This window comes from Streptomyces sp. H27-D2, assembly GCF_035828615.1.
Taxonomy (GTDB): Bacteria; Actinomycetota; Actinomycetes; order Streptomycetales; family Streptomycetaceae; genus Streptomyces.
Map to the genome: position 1 here is coordinate 69,181 of NZ_JAYMZR010000003.1, position 14,051 is coordinate 83,231.

The 14,051-nt window shown below is 72.1% G+C and carries 14 protein-coding genes and 2 pseudogenes; 13 read left to right on the forward strand and 3 right to left on the reverse strand.

Going from position 1 to position 14,051, the window contains the following annotated elements:
* Nucleotides 1–238: 238 nt before the first annotated feature.
* The 3 genes from QMK28_RS01980 to QMK28_RS01990 all read left to right on the forward strand — a co-directional run bounded on the left by QMK28_RS01980 (nt 239) and on the right by QMK28_RS01990 (nt 3,532).
* The gene (locus QMK28_RS01980; RefSeq protein ID WP_326435191.1) at nt 239–2,179 is read left to right on the forward strand and encodes an RDD family protein; all 1,941 of its coding nucleotides are present in this window, start codon (nt 239–241) and stop codon (nt 2,177–2,179) included.
* A gap of 94 nt (nt 2,180–2,273) precedes the next feature.
* Complete coding sequence (locus QMK28_RS01985; RefSeq protein ID WP_326435192.1) at nt 2,274–2,987, forward strand: RDD family protein; 714 nt, start codon at nt 2,274–2,276, stop codon at nt 2,985–2,987.
* Between the two features lie 38 nt (nt 2,988–3,025).
* A complete protein-coding gene (locus QMK28_RS01990) occupies nt 3,026–3,532 on the forward strand; it encodes an RDD family protein (RefSeq protein ID WP_326435193.1) in 507 nt (168 codons plus the stop codon).
* Between the two features lie 86 nt (nt 3,533–3,618).
* Here the strand turns inward: QMK28_RS01990 and QMK28_RS01995 are convergent, their stop codons facing one another.
* A complete protein-coding gene (locus tag QMK28_RS01995) occupies nt 3,619–3,918 on the reverse strand; it encodes a hypothetical protein (RefSeq protein ID WP_326435194.1) in 300 nt (99 codons plus the stop codon).
* Nucleotides 3,919–4,352: 434 nt separating this feature from the next.
* On the opposite strand from QMK28_RS01995, the gene QMK28_RS02000 reads away from it, so the two are divergent.
* On the forward strand, nt 4,353–4,679 hold the full coding sequence (locus tag QMK28_RS02000) for a hypothetical protein (RefSeq protein WP_326435195.1): 327 nt from the start codon (nt 4,353–4,355) through the stop codon (nt 4,677–4,679).
* A gap of 296 nt (nt 4,680–4,975) precedes the next feature.
* Here the strand turns inward: QMK28_RS02000 and QMK28_RS02005 are convergent, their stop codons facing one another.
* Both QMK28_RS02005 and QMK28_RS02010 read right to left on the reverse strand, forming a co-directional pair.
* Complete coding sequence (locus QMK28_RS02005) at nt 4,976–5,569, reverse strand: isochorismatase family protein (protein WP_326435196.1); 594 nt, start codon at nt 5,567–5,569, stop codon at nt 4,976–4,978.
* 789 nt (nt 5,570–6,358) lie between these two features.
* Entirely contained in the window at nt 6,359–7,687 is a 1,329-nt protein-coding gene (locus tag QMK28_RS02010) for a nicotinate phosphoribosyltransferase (RefSeq protein ID WP_326435197.1), read from the reverse strand.
* 81 nt (nt 7,688–7,768) lie between these two features.
* On the opposite strand from QMK28_RS02010, the gene clpS reads away from it, so the two are divergent.
* From clpS to QMK28_RS02055, 9 genes and pseudogenes are all read left to right on the forward strand, one after another.
* Nucleotides 7,769–8,080, forward strand: coding sequence for an ATP-dependent Clp protease adapter ClpS (gene clpS / locus QMK28_RS02015; protein ID WP_326435198.1), 312 nt, complete (start codon nt 7,769–7,771; stop codon nt 8,078–8,080).
* Complete coding sequence (locus QMK28_RS02020; protein ID WP_326435199.1) at nt 8,080–8,778, forward strand: DUF2017 domain-containing protein; 699 nt, start codon at nt 8,080–8,082, stop codon at nt 8,776–8,778. Before clpS ends, QMK28_RS02020 begins: the two co-directional genes overlap by 1 nt.
* Before the next feature lie 327 nt (nt 8,779–9,105).
* A complete protein-coding gene (locus QMK28_RS02025) occupies nt 9,106–10,557 on the forward strand; it encodes an amino acid permease (RefSeq protein WP_326435200.1) in 1,452 nt (483 codons plus the stop codon).
* Nucleotides 10,558–10,681: 124 nt separating this feature from the next.
* On the forward strand, nt 10,682–11,146 hold the full coding sequence (locus QMK28_RS02030; protein WP_326435201.1) for a M67 family metallopeptidase: 465 nt from the start codon (nt 10,682–10,684) through the stop codon (nt 11,144–11,146).
* A 41-nt stretch (nt 11,147–11,187) separates the two neighbouring features.
* A pseudogene (locus QMK28_RS02035) lies at nt 11,188–11,580 on the forward strand (hypothetical protein); the annotation flags it as partial.
* Nucleotides 11,495–11,908: pseudogene (locus QMK28_RS02040) on the forward strand (histidinol phosphatase); the annotation flags it as partial. The pseudogenes QMK28_RS02035 and QMK28_RS02040, both read left to right, overlap by 86 nt.
* Before the next feature lie 110 nt (nt 11,909–12,018).
* Entirely contained in the window at nt 12,019–12,141 is a 123-nt protein-coding gene (locus QMK28_RS02045; protein WP_326435282.1) for a putative leader peptide, read from the forward strand.
* Between the two features lie 169 nt (nt 12,142–12,310).
* Complete coding sequence (locus tag QMK28_RS02050; protein WP_326435202.1) at nt 12,311–12,607, forward strand: MoaD/ThiS family protein; 297 nt, start codon at nt 12,311–12,313, stop codon at nt 12,605–12,607.
* Nucleotides 12,607–13,557, forward strand: coding sequence for a PLP-dependent cysteine synthase family protein (locus QMK28_RS02055; RefSeq protein WP_326435203.1), 951 nt, complete (start codon nt 12,607–12,609; stop codon nt 13,555–13,557). Before QMK28_RS02050 ends, QMK28_RS02055 begins: the two co-directional genes overlap by 1 nt.
* Nucleotides 13,558–14,051 lie beyond the last annotated feature (494 nt).

The window sequence follows — 14,051 nt, forward strand, 5'->3', positions numbered from 1 at the left end:
GTGAAACTTCTGCGAGGTTTTCCGCCTCCACGCGAAAGTGGTGTGTATACCTGGGCGGGCACAGGTCTTGGCCGTGTCTGGTAGATGTATCCACGGCGCCGCGGGTTGCCCGCGGTCGCGAGGCGATGGCGAGCGCGATACTCCGACACCGCGCGGGTGCGGCAGACTGCTCGCGGCGCACGTCGTCGCACACGCCCCCGACCGAACAGCACGGCCGAGCAGATACGGGACACCGGAAATGAGCGCCCCTACCTCAGGATCCGCCGACAGCAGCCCGGGTTCGGGCTTCTATCCGGACCCGTCCATCCCCGGCTTCATCCGGTACTGGAACGGCGCCGCCTGGGTGCCCGGCACCAGCAGACCGGCCCCGCAGGACGGCGAGGCGCCGCCCGCCCCGCCGTACGCCGCCGCCTCGGCTCCCGGCGGCGGCCTGGCCGCGCCCGTACCGCCCGCGCCCGCCGCGCCGCACATCACGCAGACCACCGGGGCGCTGCCGGAGGAAACCGGCCCGATGTTCCTGGACGAGGACCTGTCGGAGCCGCTGAGCGACCCCCGGTCCCGGATGGCGGTGGACACCGGCCCCGCCGCGCTGGAGTGGGACGATCCGCAGCGCCTGCACGGCAACCGGCACGAACCCGCCTCCGCCTGGGGGGCCGACGCCTCCCGGCAGGCCGGTTTCGGCGGCGAGCAGGACCGGCGCGTCTCGTGGGGGAACCCGGAGACGCCCGGTGAGTCCTCTGCTGCCGACTCGGCCGGGTCGGGGTCCTTGGCCGGGGCAGGGTCCGGCTCGCGCGCGGCGCTCGGCAGCGGCCGGGTTCCGTACGAGCTCGGGCCGGGGACCTCCGGGTCCGGTTCCGCGCCTGCTGCTGGGACACCCTCCGGGCCGGACTCCTCGTCGGGGTTCGGTCCCGCGCCCGCTTCCGCGCAGGACTCTGCCGCTGCCTCTGCCTTCGACTCCGCCGCTGCCTACGACTCCGGCGGTGCGGCTGATGTGGCCTCCGGCGTGAGCGGCCGTACCCCCGGGACCATGGCCATCCGGCTGCCGGGGGCGGGCGCGGGCGCGCGCGCTGGGGGCACTCCCCTGTCGGACGGCGCGTCCGCCCCCGCCGCGCGCCCCGGCGCCGCCGCGGACGTCGTGCCGCCCCAGGGCGGCAACCGGAACGCGCTCCCGGCCGCTCAGGCTGCCGCCGCCGCGCAGTCCGCCCCGGCCGGCCGAGGAGCCCAAGTCGCCCATGGCGAGGGCACCATGTCGATCCGCGCCGTCCGCCCGCCCGCGCTCCCGTCCGCCCGGTCGGCCCCGCCGCAGGCGGCCACCCCGGTGCCGCCCACGGGCGTTGCGGCCAACGCGAGCCAGCAGCCGTGGCCGCAGCAGACGCACCAACCCGCGCAACCGCAGGCCGGGCAGGCAGCGCAGCCGGGTCGGCTGGGTCAGCCGGGGCAAGCCGCTCCGAGCGGGCACGCCGGACAACTGGTCCACCCCAGTCAGCCGATCCAGCCCTTCCAGCCCGCCCAGCCTGTTCAGCCCGCGCAGCCGAGCGGCCAGACCCAGCAGCCCGCACGGAACAGCGGCCCGTCCACCCCCTCCGCCGGTGCGCAGGCGCAGCCCCAAGGCGGCTCCGCCGAGGCGGGCGGCCCGGCCGTCATCCCCTGGAAGCCGCCGGTCGACAACATCTTCCAGCTGGCGGCGCAGGCGGAGGGCCGGCCGGCCGGGCTCTGCCGCCGACTGCGGGCGCGGCTGATCGACACCCTCGCGCTGGCCGCTCTGGTCGCGGCGGCCGGCGTACCGCTGTGGTCGATGGCGTCGGCGCACATCGACGACAAGGTGCGGGCGGCCAAGCTGAGCGGCGAGACCGTCACCGTCTGGCTGCTCGACGGCACGACCGCCGGGTACCTCGGCATCCTGCTCGCCGTCCTGCTGCTCGTCGGCGTGGTCTACGAGGCGCTGCCCACCGCCAAGTGGGGGCACACGCTCGGCAAGAAGCTGTGCGGGGTGAAGGTGCTGGACATCCAGTCGCACGACACCCCGTCCTTCGCCTCGACGCTGCGCCGCTGGCTCGCGTACGGGGTGCTGGGGCTGCTGGTGGTCGGGGTGCTGAACGTGCTGTGGTGCGTGTTCGACCGCCCGTGGCGGCAGTGCTGGCACGACAAACTGGCGGGCACCTTCGTGGCCGACGCGTAACGCCCGCCGCGCCGGGCGTCCCCCGAACGATCGGGCGTCCCCCGAACGACACGCGCCGGATGCGGTCGTCTGCGGTCCGGGTTGGACTCGGACCATGAGCAACGATCAGCCGCCGCCCGGATCCGGCCAGCCGCCCGACGACGACCCGTTCCGCAAGGGACCGCAGGAACCGCCGCCCAGCGGCTCGCCGTACGGCAACCGGCCCCCGCCGCCCCCGACGCCCCCGCCCTCGTACGGCAGCGGCCCGTACGGGGACTCGGCCGACGCCGGACCGCCCTACGGCAACCCGCCGCCGGGCGGTTCGCCGTACGGGGACGCTCCGTACGGCGACCCGTACGGCGGCCAGTCCGGCGCGGACCCGCTCTCCGGCATGCCGCCGCTGGCGAACCGCTTCCGCCGGCTGATCGCCCGGATCATCGACGGGCTGCTCATCGGCATCCCGGTCAGCGCGATCGTCACGCTGGCCGTGGGCGGCATCGACCCGACCGAGGACACCGGTAGGTCGACATCACTGTCCGTCATCGTCTCCCTCGTGTACTTCGTCTACGAGGGATTGATGCTGACCAGCCGCGGCCAGACCGTCGGCAAGAAGCTCATGAAGATCCGGGTCGCGATGCTCGACAACGGCGCGATCCCGGCCGGGCAGCCGGGCTGGTACCGCGCGGGGACCTACGCGCTCCCGCAGATCGTGCCCTGCTGCGGCACGATCTTCTGGTTCATCAACGTGCTGTGGTGCACTTGGGACAAGCCGTATCAGCAGTGCCTGCACGACAAGGTGGCGAAGACCGTGGTCGTCGCGGCGGACTGAGCTACCGCCGTGCCCGGGGCGGCTGATTAACTCGGGCCATGAGTATCAAGCAGTCGCCCGACCTCGCGTACGTCCAACGGCCGACCGGAATGCCGCCGTTGGCGTCCGCGGGCCAACGGGTCTCGGCCCGGCTGATCGACACGGTGCTGCTGGGAGTGATCTGGACGGCCGCGCTCGTGCTGACCGGAGCGCTGCGCTACAGCATGGACCACCCGGGGAAGCAGGACAGCGGCAAGATCCTGTTCGCGGCGCTGGTCACCTTCGCGCTGTATTTCCTCTACGAGGGGCTGATGCTCGCGCACAGCGGCCAGACGCTGGGGAAGAAGGCGCTGCGCATCCGGGTCGCGGTGCTCGCCGACGGCAATGTGCCGGCCGCGCGGGGCTGGGCCCGCGCAGCGCTCTACGTGCTTCCCGGCCTGCTGACCCCGGTGTTCCTCGGCACGCTGTTCTGGCTGCTCAACTCGCTGTGGTTCCTGTGGGACAAGCCGTTCCGGCAGTGCCTGCACGACAAGGCCGCGAAGACCGTCGTGGTCGAGGCGTACTGAACGCGACGGTCTGAGGCGGCTTCCCGAACGCGGCTTCCCGAACACAGCGGCGGAGCGGCCCGGTCAGCGGTGCGTGGCGGGCGGGTTCAACGGCGCATCGACTGCGCGCCGACCCGCGACTCCGCGCCCGCGCGCGCCCGTTGGCCCGGCACCCGCGCCGGAGCAGGAGGCTGCGCCGCGCCGGATTGGGAGGCCGGGGGCGGCGTATGCGCGCCGCGCGGCATGGGCACCGTCACCGCGACGAGCAGCCCGAGGGCCAGCGCCACACAAGTGATGATCGCGATCCCGACGCCTGATCGCGTCTCGGAGAGCAGCAGCATGGCCAAGGTGGAGAAAACAACAGTGGCCGAACCGTAGGCGAGCTGTGCTGGAGTCGGACGCGGCATGGCGGGATCCGTCCTCGGGACTGGGGTCGGGGGAGAGAGCCAGCCGGTGCGCACACCGGCAAAAAGACTCTACGGTGCTGGATGCCCGCATGGAACTGCCGGTAAGCGTGACCTAACCCACGGTGCCGCAGCACGGGGGGCGCACGGAGTCATTCCGCGTTTCAACAGGTGGGATGGACGCGCCTGCTGGTGTGTGCGGAGCGGGTGTGCGCGGGGACGCGCACGTTCCTGACGCGGTCGCCGAAAACAAGATCGTCAAGCGGGTTCCGTGCGCCCCAGAGCACGGGCCTTGGCTGTGCGGCCCGTCGATTGATCGGCATCATCGCAGGTCAGGGCTGTGTCGATGGCTACCCCCTGGCGGGTTGCGGCCGATCGCGTAAGGATGCGTCGATGAGGTTCTTATTGACGCGACGTCTTGCGGGGGAGCTGTGAATATGCCAGGTGGAGGATTCGCCAAGCTGCCCGGCGGCAGTGTGATCGTTGCCCTGTCGCTGCCCCGGCCGCAGGGCGAGGAGTACGGCCCCGGCCCCCGGGTGCGGGTGCTCGTGCACGCCGCGAACCGGCAGCGGGCGCTGACCAGGCTGCGCAATCTGGGACTGCGAGCCGTCTACCTGCGCGGCAATACGGAACCTCCGACGCCCGACGAGATCACGGCGGTCCTGCACCACCCCGACGGGCTCGTCTGGCGCGCCACCCTTGACGACGACACGGAGTCCTGGCACCCGATAGCGGCGCTGCTGCGGTCCGCGGAACACGTCTGAGCGAGACGCTCGCGCGGGGGCGGCCGTGGGCGGGCACTGTCCAGCCGCGAGCGATGCGCCCCCGAGCCGCGCGCCCGGCGGGCCCGAGGCCCGCACCCGCGAGACGTGAGCGGCCCGCGAGGCGGCTGCACGCCGCGGGCCGTGCGTGAGGCGTCCGCGCGCCGCGCGGACGGCGGGACCCGAGCAGGGCGCGAGCCCGGCGGCGAGTCGCCGGCGAGCCGCCCGACAGCGGGACGCCACGCGGATGCGAGCTCTACGGCTCAGCCGGTGGGCTCAGCCGGTCTCCGCCCCACTGCTCAGCCGGTCTGGAGGACCGCCTTGCCGCTGAGCTCCACGCCCGCCTCGCGCAGCTCCTGGACCGCCCGCTGCGTGGTCTGCTCGGCGACCCCCGCCGTCAGATCCAGCAGCACCTGAGTGCGCAGGCCCGCGCGGGCCGCGTCCAGGGCGGTGGCCCGTACGCAGTGGTCCGTCGCGAGGCCGACCACGTCGACCTCGGTCACCTGACGCGCCCGCAGCCAGGCGGCGAGGCTGGTGCCGTTCTCGTCCACGCCCTCGAAGCCGCTGTAGGCGGCGGAGTACGCGCCCTTGTCGAAGACCGCGTCGATCGCGCCGGAGGCGACGACCGGCGCGAAGTTGGGATGGAAGCCGCTGCCCTCGGTGCCCGCCACGCAGTGCACGGGCCAGGAGTGCTCGTAGTCGGGGTGGTCCGAGAAATGGCTGCCGGGATCGATGTGGTGATCGCGGGTCGCCACCACATGCCGGTAACCCGCCGGCGCCTGCCCGACCAGGTCCGTAATGGCGGCCGCGACATCGGCGCCACCCGCCACGGCGAGGCTGCCGCCTTCGCAGAAGTCGTTCTGCACATCAACGACGATCAGTGCCCGGTGCATGATGCGCCTTTCTGCTCGGATGGCGGTGGCCGTTGGCCGGTGGCGAGGCGATACGAGACCGCGCCGCCGGAGCACGCGGGCGGATCGGCTCGATGTCACCGAGGGTAGAGACTCTCAGGGCGTTGCGGGAGAGGGCGTTTGGCTGGTATCGGGGTTGTCGGCCCGCGCGTCGGGGTCGGCCGAGACCCGTTCGCCGCGGTGTCCGACACGGTCGGTGGTAACGGTTGGCGCATGGTGAGGCGGCGGCTGCCGCACGGTGCAGCGGTGGCTGCCGCAGGGTGGTTGGTGTCCCGGTCACGTGGTGGATGATGCCCGCTGCCGCGGTGTCTGACGCGTCGGTCGGGTGGCCGGCGCACCTGGCCCGGCCGGCTCCCGCAGCGGGTCGCTGACGTGCCCCGTCACGTCGGCTCACGACCCCGTCACGGTGGTGACGCGCCCGGCCGCGGCGGCTGACGTACGCCGCCGCGTGGCCGGCCTCCCACGGCTCGCTCCTCCGCGAGGCCAGGCTCACGCCTGCTGGCTCGCGCCGCAGCTCACGCCTGCTGGCTCGCGCCCCTACGCCCCCGCGCCCAAGCGGCTCGTACCCAGCCGTGCCACGCCCCACGAGGCCCGGCGCACGCTTCGCGCCGCACGCCCCCGCTCGGCCCGCCCCACGCCCGGCGCACCGGCGACCCCCGCGCCCCGGCACGGCTCACGCTCCGGCGCGCCACGCGCTCCCGCACCCCGGCGCGCACGCGCCGCTCGGCACGCGCCGCTCGGCACGCGCCCGCTCGCGCCGCCCCGCTCCCCTCAGACGTACTCCGTAGGCAACGTCGCGTCCCCCCGCGAAAGCTGCATCGCCGACATCGGCAGCTTCGCCCGCGCCTGGATGTGCCGGTCGCGCACCGCGTCCAGCGGCTCGCGGGCGATCACTTCGCCGTCGCGTACCAGCGGCACGGCCAGCAGGTGGTCCGCCAGTTCCGGCGGCACCGGGCCGGTGCCGATGACCTCGGCCTCGGCGATGCCGTCCGCGTCGAGCCGGCGGGCGACCCACTTGCTGCCGCCGACCGAGGACTTCCCGCCCATCGACTTCTTCGCCACCGGGTGCAGCGGGGCGGCCGGGTCGGCCGAGTCGGCGCGGGCGACGAGCTTGTAGACCATCGAGCAGGTCGGGTGGCCGCTGCCGGTGACCAACTGGGTGCCCACGCCGTACGCGTCCACGGGAGAGGCGGCCAGCGAGGCGATGGCGTACTCGTCGAGGTCGCTGGTCACCACGATCCGGGTCTTCGTCGCGCCCAGGTCGTCGAGCTGCTGGCGCACCCGGTGGGCGAGCAGCAGCAGGTCGCCGGAGTCGATGCGGACCGCGCCCAGCTCGGTACCCGCGACCTCGACGGCGGTGCGCACCGCCTGCGTGACGTCATAGGTGTCGACCAGCAGCGTCGTGTCGCTGCCCAGCGAGGCGACCTGCGCGGCGAACGCGTCCCGCTCGTTGTCGTGCAGAAGGGTGAAGGAGTGCGCGCTGGTCCCGACCGTGGGGATGTTGTAGCGGAATCCGGCCGCGAGGTCGGAGGTGGAGGAGAAGCCGCCGACGTACGCGGCGCGCGAAGCGGCCACCGCCGCCAGTTCGTGGGTGCGCCGGGCGCCCATCTCGATGAGCGGCCGGCCGCCGGCGGCGACCGCCATCCGGGAGGCCGCGGCTGCCACCGCGGAATCGTGGTTGAGGATCGACAGGATGACCGTCTCCAGCAGCACCCCCTCGGCGAAGCTGCCCTCGACGCGCATGATCGGCGAGCCCGGGAAGTAGACCTCGCCCTCCGGGAAGCCCCAGATGTCGCCGCGGAAGCGGAAGCCGGCGAGCCAGTCCAGCGTCGGCCCGTCCACTGTCCCGTGTTCGCGCAGGAAGCCCAGGACGCCTTCGTCGAAGCGGAAGTTCTCCACCGCGTCGAGTACCCGGCCGACGCCCGCGACCACGCCGTAGCGGCGGCCCTCGGGGAGTCTGCGGGTGAAGACCTCGAAGACCGACCGGCGGTCGGCGGTGCCGGCCCGCAGGGCGGCCTGCACCATGGTGAGCTCGTACTGGTCGGTGAAGAGTGCCGTCGAGGGCACAGCCACCGGCAGCCCCAGGTCTGCTGTGTTCATGGTGGGGATGCTACAGCGAATACTCGTCAGAGTGACGATTTCTCTGTGCCGTTTGTGCGACCGCCCCTCGCGGGTGGCAGCATGGGACAAGTGACTGTCGCACCAGTGGAGATCGAACGCCCCGAATCGAGTGGGGCGCCGTCCGTGCTGCCCGAGCCGGACGTCCCGTGGGTGACGCTCGTCCACAATGACCCGGTCAACCTCATGAGCTACGTCGAGTACGTCTTCCAGTCCTATTTCGGCTACCCGAAGGACAAGGCGCACAAGCTCATGCTGGACGTCCACCGCAAGGGCCGCGCGATGGTATCCAGCGGCAGCCGTGAGGAAATGGAGCGTGACGTGCAGGCGATGCACGGGTACGGCCTGTGGGCCACCCTTCAGCAGGACCGCTGATGGCCGGGCACTTCGAAGCCGTACCGGGCGGCGGGGCCGCCATCGCGCTCGACGAGGTCGAGATCTCGATCCTGCGCAGCCTCGCCGTACAGCTCCTGGAGCTGTTCGGTCCGGGGGACGAGCCCGTCGAGGGCGCCGACCCGCTGGCCGCGCTGTTCGCCGAAGGCCCCAGCGAGCCGCCGTCCGACCCCGCACTGGCCCGGCTCTTCCCCGACGCGTACGGCGGCCCCAAGGCGCCGGACGACGCACGGGCACGCGCCGACTCGGCGGAGTTCCGCCGCTTCACCGAACACGACCTGCGCGCCCGCAAGCGCGCGGACGCGCTCGCCGTGGTGCGCACGCTCGACTCGGTGGTGCTCGGCGGGAGGGGCGACGAGGCCACGCAGAGCGGCGAGGGCGCTGGGGACACCGAGAGCGCCGAGGCTGACGCGCCGAGCAGACGGAGCCGTAAGCGCACCGCGAAGCGGCGGGCCGCCGAGGGCGCCGTGCTGCGCCTGGGACCGGACGAGTGCCGGCAGTGGCTGGGCGCGCTCAACGACCTGCGGCTCGCGATCGGCACCCGCCTGGAGGTCACCGACGAGGATGACAACGAGGAGCTGTACCGGCTGCCGGACTCCGATCCGCGCAAGCCGATGGTGATGGCATACCTCTGGCTCGGCGGACTCCAGGAGACGCTCATCGAGACGTTGACGCCCTGACTTCGTCCCGACATCGGCCCGTCCCCGGACCAGAGCCCGCCGTTCGCTCAGCGGAGACTCAAATCCGGATAACGATCGCATTACCGCCCCCGCAGTCTTTGCGGGGGCGGGTCTGTTTTGTCCGCCTTTTCCTGTGGCCTGTCCCACATCCAGCCAGTGGATCATTGCTTCGGGCGTGATAAATCTTCACGACCTGCCGCCGCCGACGCCACCCATGTCGCGGCGCGGGCGCTGAGCCGGCCGATCGTCGGCGTGCGGGAACTCCATCCGGGGGGATCGGGACCCGATCCGGGCAGGCCGGGTCGGTATGGAGAAAGGCGCACCACCATGACCTCTGAGCAGGTCGCGGACCGTCCCGCAGGCGCGGGCGGCACTCCGGGAACACAGCAGGACGGAAGCGGCGAGAGCACTTCCGGGGAGGGCTACCAGCGAGCGCTGGGCACTCGCCAGATTCAAATGATCGCCATCGGCGGGGCCATCGGCACCGGCCTCTTCCTGGGCGCGGGCAAGGCCATCGACCGTGCCGGCCCCAGCTTGATCCTCGCGTACGCCATCGCGGGGCTCGTCATCTTCTTCATCATGCGGGCCCTGGGCGAGCTGCTCATGTACCGCCCGGTCTCCGGCTCCTTCTCGGAGTACGCCCGCGAGTTCCTCGGCCCCTTCTTCGGCTTCGTGACCGGCTGGACGTACTGGCTCTTCTGGGTCGTCACCGGCATCACCGAGGTCACGGCGGCCGCCACGTACATGACGTACTGGTGGAACATCCCCCAGTGGCTCTCCGCGCTGGTCTTCACCGTCATCCTGTACGCCGCGAACCTGATCTCCGTGAAGCTCTTCGGTGAGCTGGAGTTCTGGTTCTCGATGGTCAAGGTCACCGCGATCGTCGGCATGATCCTGATCTGCGCCGGCGTCCTGACGCTCGGCTTCTCCGACGCCGGTGACACCGCGACCGTGGCGAACCTGTGGAACGACGGCGGGTTCTTCCCCCAGGGCATCACCGGCACGCTGATGACCCTGCAGATCGTGATGTTCGCCTTCCTCGCGGTCGAGCTGGTCGGCGTCACGGCGGGTGAGTCCAAGGACCCGAAGACGGTCCTGCCCAAGGCCATCAACACCGTGCCGTGGCGCATCGCCGTCTTCTACGTCGGCGCGCTGATCATGATTCTTTCGGTGGTCCCCTGGAGCACCTTCAAGCCGGGCGTCTCCCCGTTCGTCAAGGCCTTCGAGGAGATGGGCCTCGGCGTCGGCGCCGCCATCGTGAACTTCGTGGTGCTGACCGCGGCCCTGTCGTCCTGCAACTCCGGTATGTACTCCACCGGCCGCATGCTGCGTGACCTGGCGCTCAACGGGCAGGGCCCGAAGGCGTTCGCGAAGCTGACGAAGAACGGCCTGCCGCTGGTCGGCACCACCTTCTCGGCCGCGCTGATGCTCGTCGGGGTGTGGATCAACTACCAGTGGCCCGGCGACGCGTTCGACTACGTCGTCTCCTTCGCGACCATCTCCGGCATGTGGGCCTGGATCATGATCCTGTGCTCCCAGATCCGCTACCGCCGCAAGGCCGACCGCGGCGAGCTGCCGCAGTCCTCTTTCAAGGCCCCCGGAGCGCCGTACACCAGCTGGTTCGCTCTCGCCTTCATCGGCATGGTCATCGTGATGATGGGCATCGACAAGGACGCGCGGATCTCGCTGTACTGCGCGCCGATCTGGGCGCTGCTGCTCGGCGTCTCGTACCTGGTGACGAAGAAGCGCAACGCGCAGAGCCTCGCGAGCAAGAACTGACCGAGAGGTCCGGCTGATGTCCGGCCGAGCCCCGATCGGGCTCCGGCCGGGCTTGCGTCCGGCATGTGGTCCCGTCCGTACCAGCCTTCGGTACGGACGGGACCCTTTGCTTATCCTGGGGCCCATGTTGACCCTCACCCAGGCCCTCCACGACCAGATCGTCGCGCACGCCCGCGCCGACCACCCCGATGAGGCGTGCGGCGTGGTCGCGGGCCCGGCCGGCACCGACCGCCCCGAGCGGTTCATCCCGATGCTCAACGCGGCCCGCTCACCCACGTTCTACGAGTTCGACTCCACGGACCTGTTCAAGCTCTACCGCGAGATGGACGACCGCGACGAGGAGCCCGTCATCGTCTACCACTCGCACACCGCGACCGAGGCGTACCCCTCCCGCACCGACATCACCTACGCCAACGAGCCGGGCGCGCACTACGTCCTGGTGTCGACCGCCGACAGCGGCGAGGGCCACAGCGGCGAGGGCGGCAGCGGCGACGGCGACAGAGGCGAGGCCCCGGTGCAGTTCCGCTCGTACCGCATCGTGGACGGCGTGGTCACAGAGGAAGACGTCGAGGTCGTGGCCTCCTACTGACCCCCCGCCGGACCCGTGCTGACCTCGGGACCGGGCCGGCGCTCGCGGCCGGCCCGGACTTCGTCTACGGCGGCTACGGCAGCGCCTTCAAGGCCTCCGACGGGTGCAGCCGCGAAGCACTCGCCAAGAGCGGCGTCGAATCCCGGCTCAACATCGAGAACTGCGCCGAGGACAACGCCAGGACCGGGCTCAAGGACGTCTACCGCGAGGTGCGCGAAGCCGGCCGCACCTTCGGGGTGCCGGACCGCGCCGAGAAGTGGATACGGCGGGCCGAGACGGACACCGCCCGCACGGCGAAGCGGGTGAAGGAGCTGAAGCGGGCGAAGAACGCGAAGGGTGCGAAGGGTGAGAAGGGGGACGGCGGCGAGCCGGTCCCGGTCTTCGTCTACGACAGCGGCGAGAAGACCGCGTTCACGGCGGGCGGCGCGGGCATCCCGAGCCCTCGTCCAGGAACCCGCCCTGCTCGTCCTCGACGAGCCCACCAACCACCTCGGTGTGCGCTACCAGCTGGAGGTCCTCTCCCTGGTGCGCACGCTGGGCACCACGAATCTGCTGGCGCTGCACGACCTGAACCTCGCGGCCTACTACTGCGACCGGCTGTACGTGCTGCGGGCGGGCCGCGTCGTCGCCTCCGGCCCGCCCGGCGACGTACTGGACGCGGAACTGCTGGCCGAGGTCTACGGCGTCGAGGCGGAGGTCGCCGTCCACCCGGTCACGGGCGCTCCCACGGTCGTCTGTCTGCCGGCGCGATCCGGCCTGTAACCCCCGCTGACGCCCCGCTCAAGCGACCCCGTCCCACCAGGCGATCGCCGGGCGTCCGCATCATGGGACAGTATTCCGGGAAGTGGACAGGGAATCGATACGATGACCGCATGGTTCCCTATGACGTGAGCGACAAGACGCCGGGCATGCTGCTCGTGGCGCGGCTGCACGTCGACCTGTGCCGCCTCGCCAGCGCCATCTGTCCGCGCGCGGCGGCGCGTCCGACAGGCTGAGCAGCGGTCCACGCACCACCGCGGCCACCGCCCCGCCGCAGCCCTTCCCCCCTGCCGTCCTGCGCCCGCCATCCGGGCAGCTCAGGAAGCAGGACCGCGGCGCGCTTTCCGTCCCGCCCTCCGCCCCGTCCTCATCCGCCCCGTCTTTCATCCCGACAGGAGCACTCCCATGGCCATCGAGGTCCGCATCCCGACCATCCTTCGCACCTACACCGACGGCCAGAAGGCCGTGGAGGGCGACGGCGCCACCCTGGCCGATCTCTTCAACGACCTGGACTCCCGTCACACCGGCATCCGCGCGCGCATCGTCGACGGCGCCCAGCTGCGCCGGTTCGTCAACGTCTACCTCAACGACGAGGACGTCCGGTTCCTGGAGGGCATCTCCACCAAGCTCGCCGACGGCGACAGCATCACCATCCTCCCGGCCGTCGCCGGCGGCTCCACGGCCCATAGCGACGCCCTCTGATGCGTTACGACAGCCCACTGGCCGCCGTCGGCAACACGCCGCTGGTCCGCCTGCCCCGCCTGTCGCCGTCCGCCGACGTCCGCGTCTGGGCGAAACTGGAGGACCGCAACCCGACCGGCTCCATCAAGGACCGGCCCGCGCTGCACATGGTCGAACAGGCGGAGAAGGACGGCCGGTTGACCCCCGGCTGCACGATCCTGGAGCCGACCTCCGGCAACACCGGCATCTCGCTCGCGATGGCGGCCAAGCTCAAGGGCTACCGCATCGTCTGCGTCATGCCGGAGAACACCTCGTCCGAGCGGCGCGAGCTGCTCGCGATGTGGGGCGCCGAGATCGTCCCCTCGCCCGCCGCGGGCGGCTCCAACACCGCCGTACGGCTGGCCAAGAAGCTCGCCGCCGAGCATCCCGACTGGGTGATGCTCTACCAGTACGGCAACCCCGACAACGCGGGCGCGCACTACGCGACCACCGGCCCGGAGATCCTCACGGACCTGCCCTCCATCACCCACTTCGTGGCGGGCCTCGGCACCACCGGCACCCTGATGGGCGTCGGCCGCTACCTGCGCGAACACGTCCCCGGCGTGAAGATCGTCGCCGCCGAGCCGCGCTACGACGACATCGTCTACGGGCTGCGCAACCTCGACGAGGGCTTCGTCCCCGAGCTCTACGACGAGTCCGTCCTCACCACCCGCTTCTCGGTCGGCTCCGAGGACGCGGTGCGCCGCACCCGCGAACTCCTCTCCCAGGAGGGCATCTTCGCGGGCGTCTCCACCGGCGCCGCGCTGCACGCGGCGCTCGGCGTGGCCGCCAAGGCGGTCAAGGCCGGCGAGAGCGCTGACATCGCCTTCGTCGTCGCCGACGGCGGCTGGAAGTACCTCTCCACCGGCGTCTACACGGCCGCCACCACGGAAGAGGCCATCGCGGCCCTGCACGGCCAGCTCTGGGCCTGACAGCCCGACCGGCCCCGACCCGACCGGCCCCGACCCGACCGGCCCCGACCCGACCGGCCCCGACCCGACCGGCCCCGACCCGACCGGCCCCGACCTGGCCGGCAACACGCAGGGGGCGGCGCGTTCCCGGTGGGGCGGGGGAGGGGCGCGCGCCTCTGAGCGCGCGCCCGTAGCTGCGCGCCCCTCACACGGGGCTCGCGGAGCGCGCCCGCCCGCACGCCCGACTGCGCCCGTGCCCGCAGGTTTGATCACGCGCTGGTCTGTCCTCAATCTCCCCCAGCCTTCGGCCGGGAGGTGCTCCCAACGATTGAGGACACCCGCCCACCGGCCGGACCGGTCAATCATCGCGGCCACCGCACTGGATCCGCTCGGCCCCACGCCAGTGGACCCGCCCCGGCCGCCGGCCGTCCCGTCCGCGTACGACCCGCTCCAGCCCGCGCGCCCGCGCGCCCGCCACGCGCCCGCCGCGCCCGCGCCACCCGTCGAACACCCGC

What these genes read in the sequence shown, in the direction of transcription:
- QMK28_RS01980 (WP_326435191.1), top strand. Translation starts at nt 239, where the DNA reads ATGAGCGCCCCTACCTCAGGATCCGCCGACAGCAGCCCGGGTTCGGGC.
- QMK28_RS01985 (WP_326435192.1), top strand. Translation starts at nt 2,274, where the DNA reads ATGAGCAACGATCAGCCGCCGCCCGGATCCGGCCAGCCGCCCGACGAC.
- QMK28_RS01990 (WP_326435193.1), top strand. Translation starts at nt 3,026, where the DNA reads ATGAGTATCAAGCAGTCGCCCGACCTCGCGTACGTCCAACGGCCGACC.
- QMK28_RS01995 (WP_326435194.1), bottom strand. Translation starts at nt 3,918, where the DNA reads ATGCCGCGTCCGACTCCAGCACAGCTCGCCTACGGTTCGGCCACTGTT.
- QMK28_RS02000 (WP_326435195.1), top strand. Translation starts at nt 4,353, where the DNA reads ATGCCAGGTGGAGGATTCGCCAAGCTGCCCGGCGGCAGTGTGATCGTT.
- QMK28_RS02005 (WP_326435196.1), bottom strand. Translation starts at nt 5,569, where the DNA reads ATGCACCGGGCACTGATCGTCGTTGATGTGCAGAACGACTTCTGCGAA.
- QMK28_RS02010 (WP_326435197.1), bottom strand. Translation starts at nt 7,687, where the DNA reads ATGAACACAGCAGACCTGGGGCTGCCGGTGGCTGTGCCCTCGACGGCA.
- clpS (WP_326435198.1), top strand. Translation starts at nt 7,769, where the DNA reads ATGGGACAAGTGACTGTCGCACCAGTGGAGATCGAACGCCCCGAATCG.
- QMK28_RS02020 (WP_326435199.1), top strand. Translation starts at nt 8,080, where the DNA reads ATGGCCGGGCACTTCGAAGCCGTACCGGGCGGCGGGGCCGCCATCGCG.
- QMK28_RS02025 (WP_326435200.1), top strand. Translation starts at nt 9,106, where the DNA reads ATGACCTCTGAGCAGGTCGCGGACCGTCCCGCAGGCGCGGGCGGCACT.
- QMK28_RS02030 (WP_326435201.1), top strand. Translation starts at nt 10,682, where the DNA reads ATGTTGACCCTCACCCAGGCCCTCCACGACCAGATCGTCGCGCACGCC.
- QMK28_RS02045 (WP_326435282.1), top strand. Translation starts at nt 12,019, where the DNA reads ATGGTTCCCTATGACGTGAGCGACAAGACGCCGGGCATGCTGCTCGTG.
- QMK28_RS02050 (WP_326435202.1), top strand. Translation starts at nt 12,311, where the DNA reads ATGGCCATCGAGGTCCGCATCCCGACCATCCTTCGCACCTACACCGAC.
- QMK28_RS02055 (WP_326435203.1), top strand. Translation starts at nt 12,607, where the DNA reads ATGCGTTACGACAGCCCACTGGCCGCCGTCGGCAACACGCCGCTGGTC.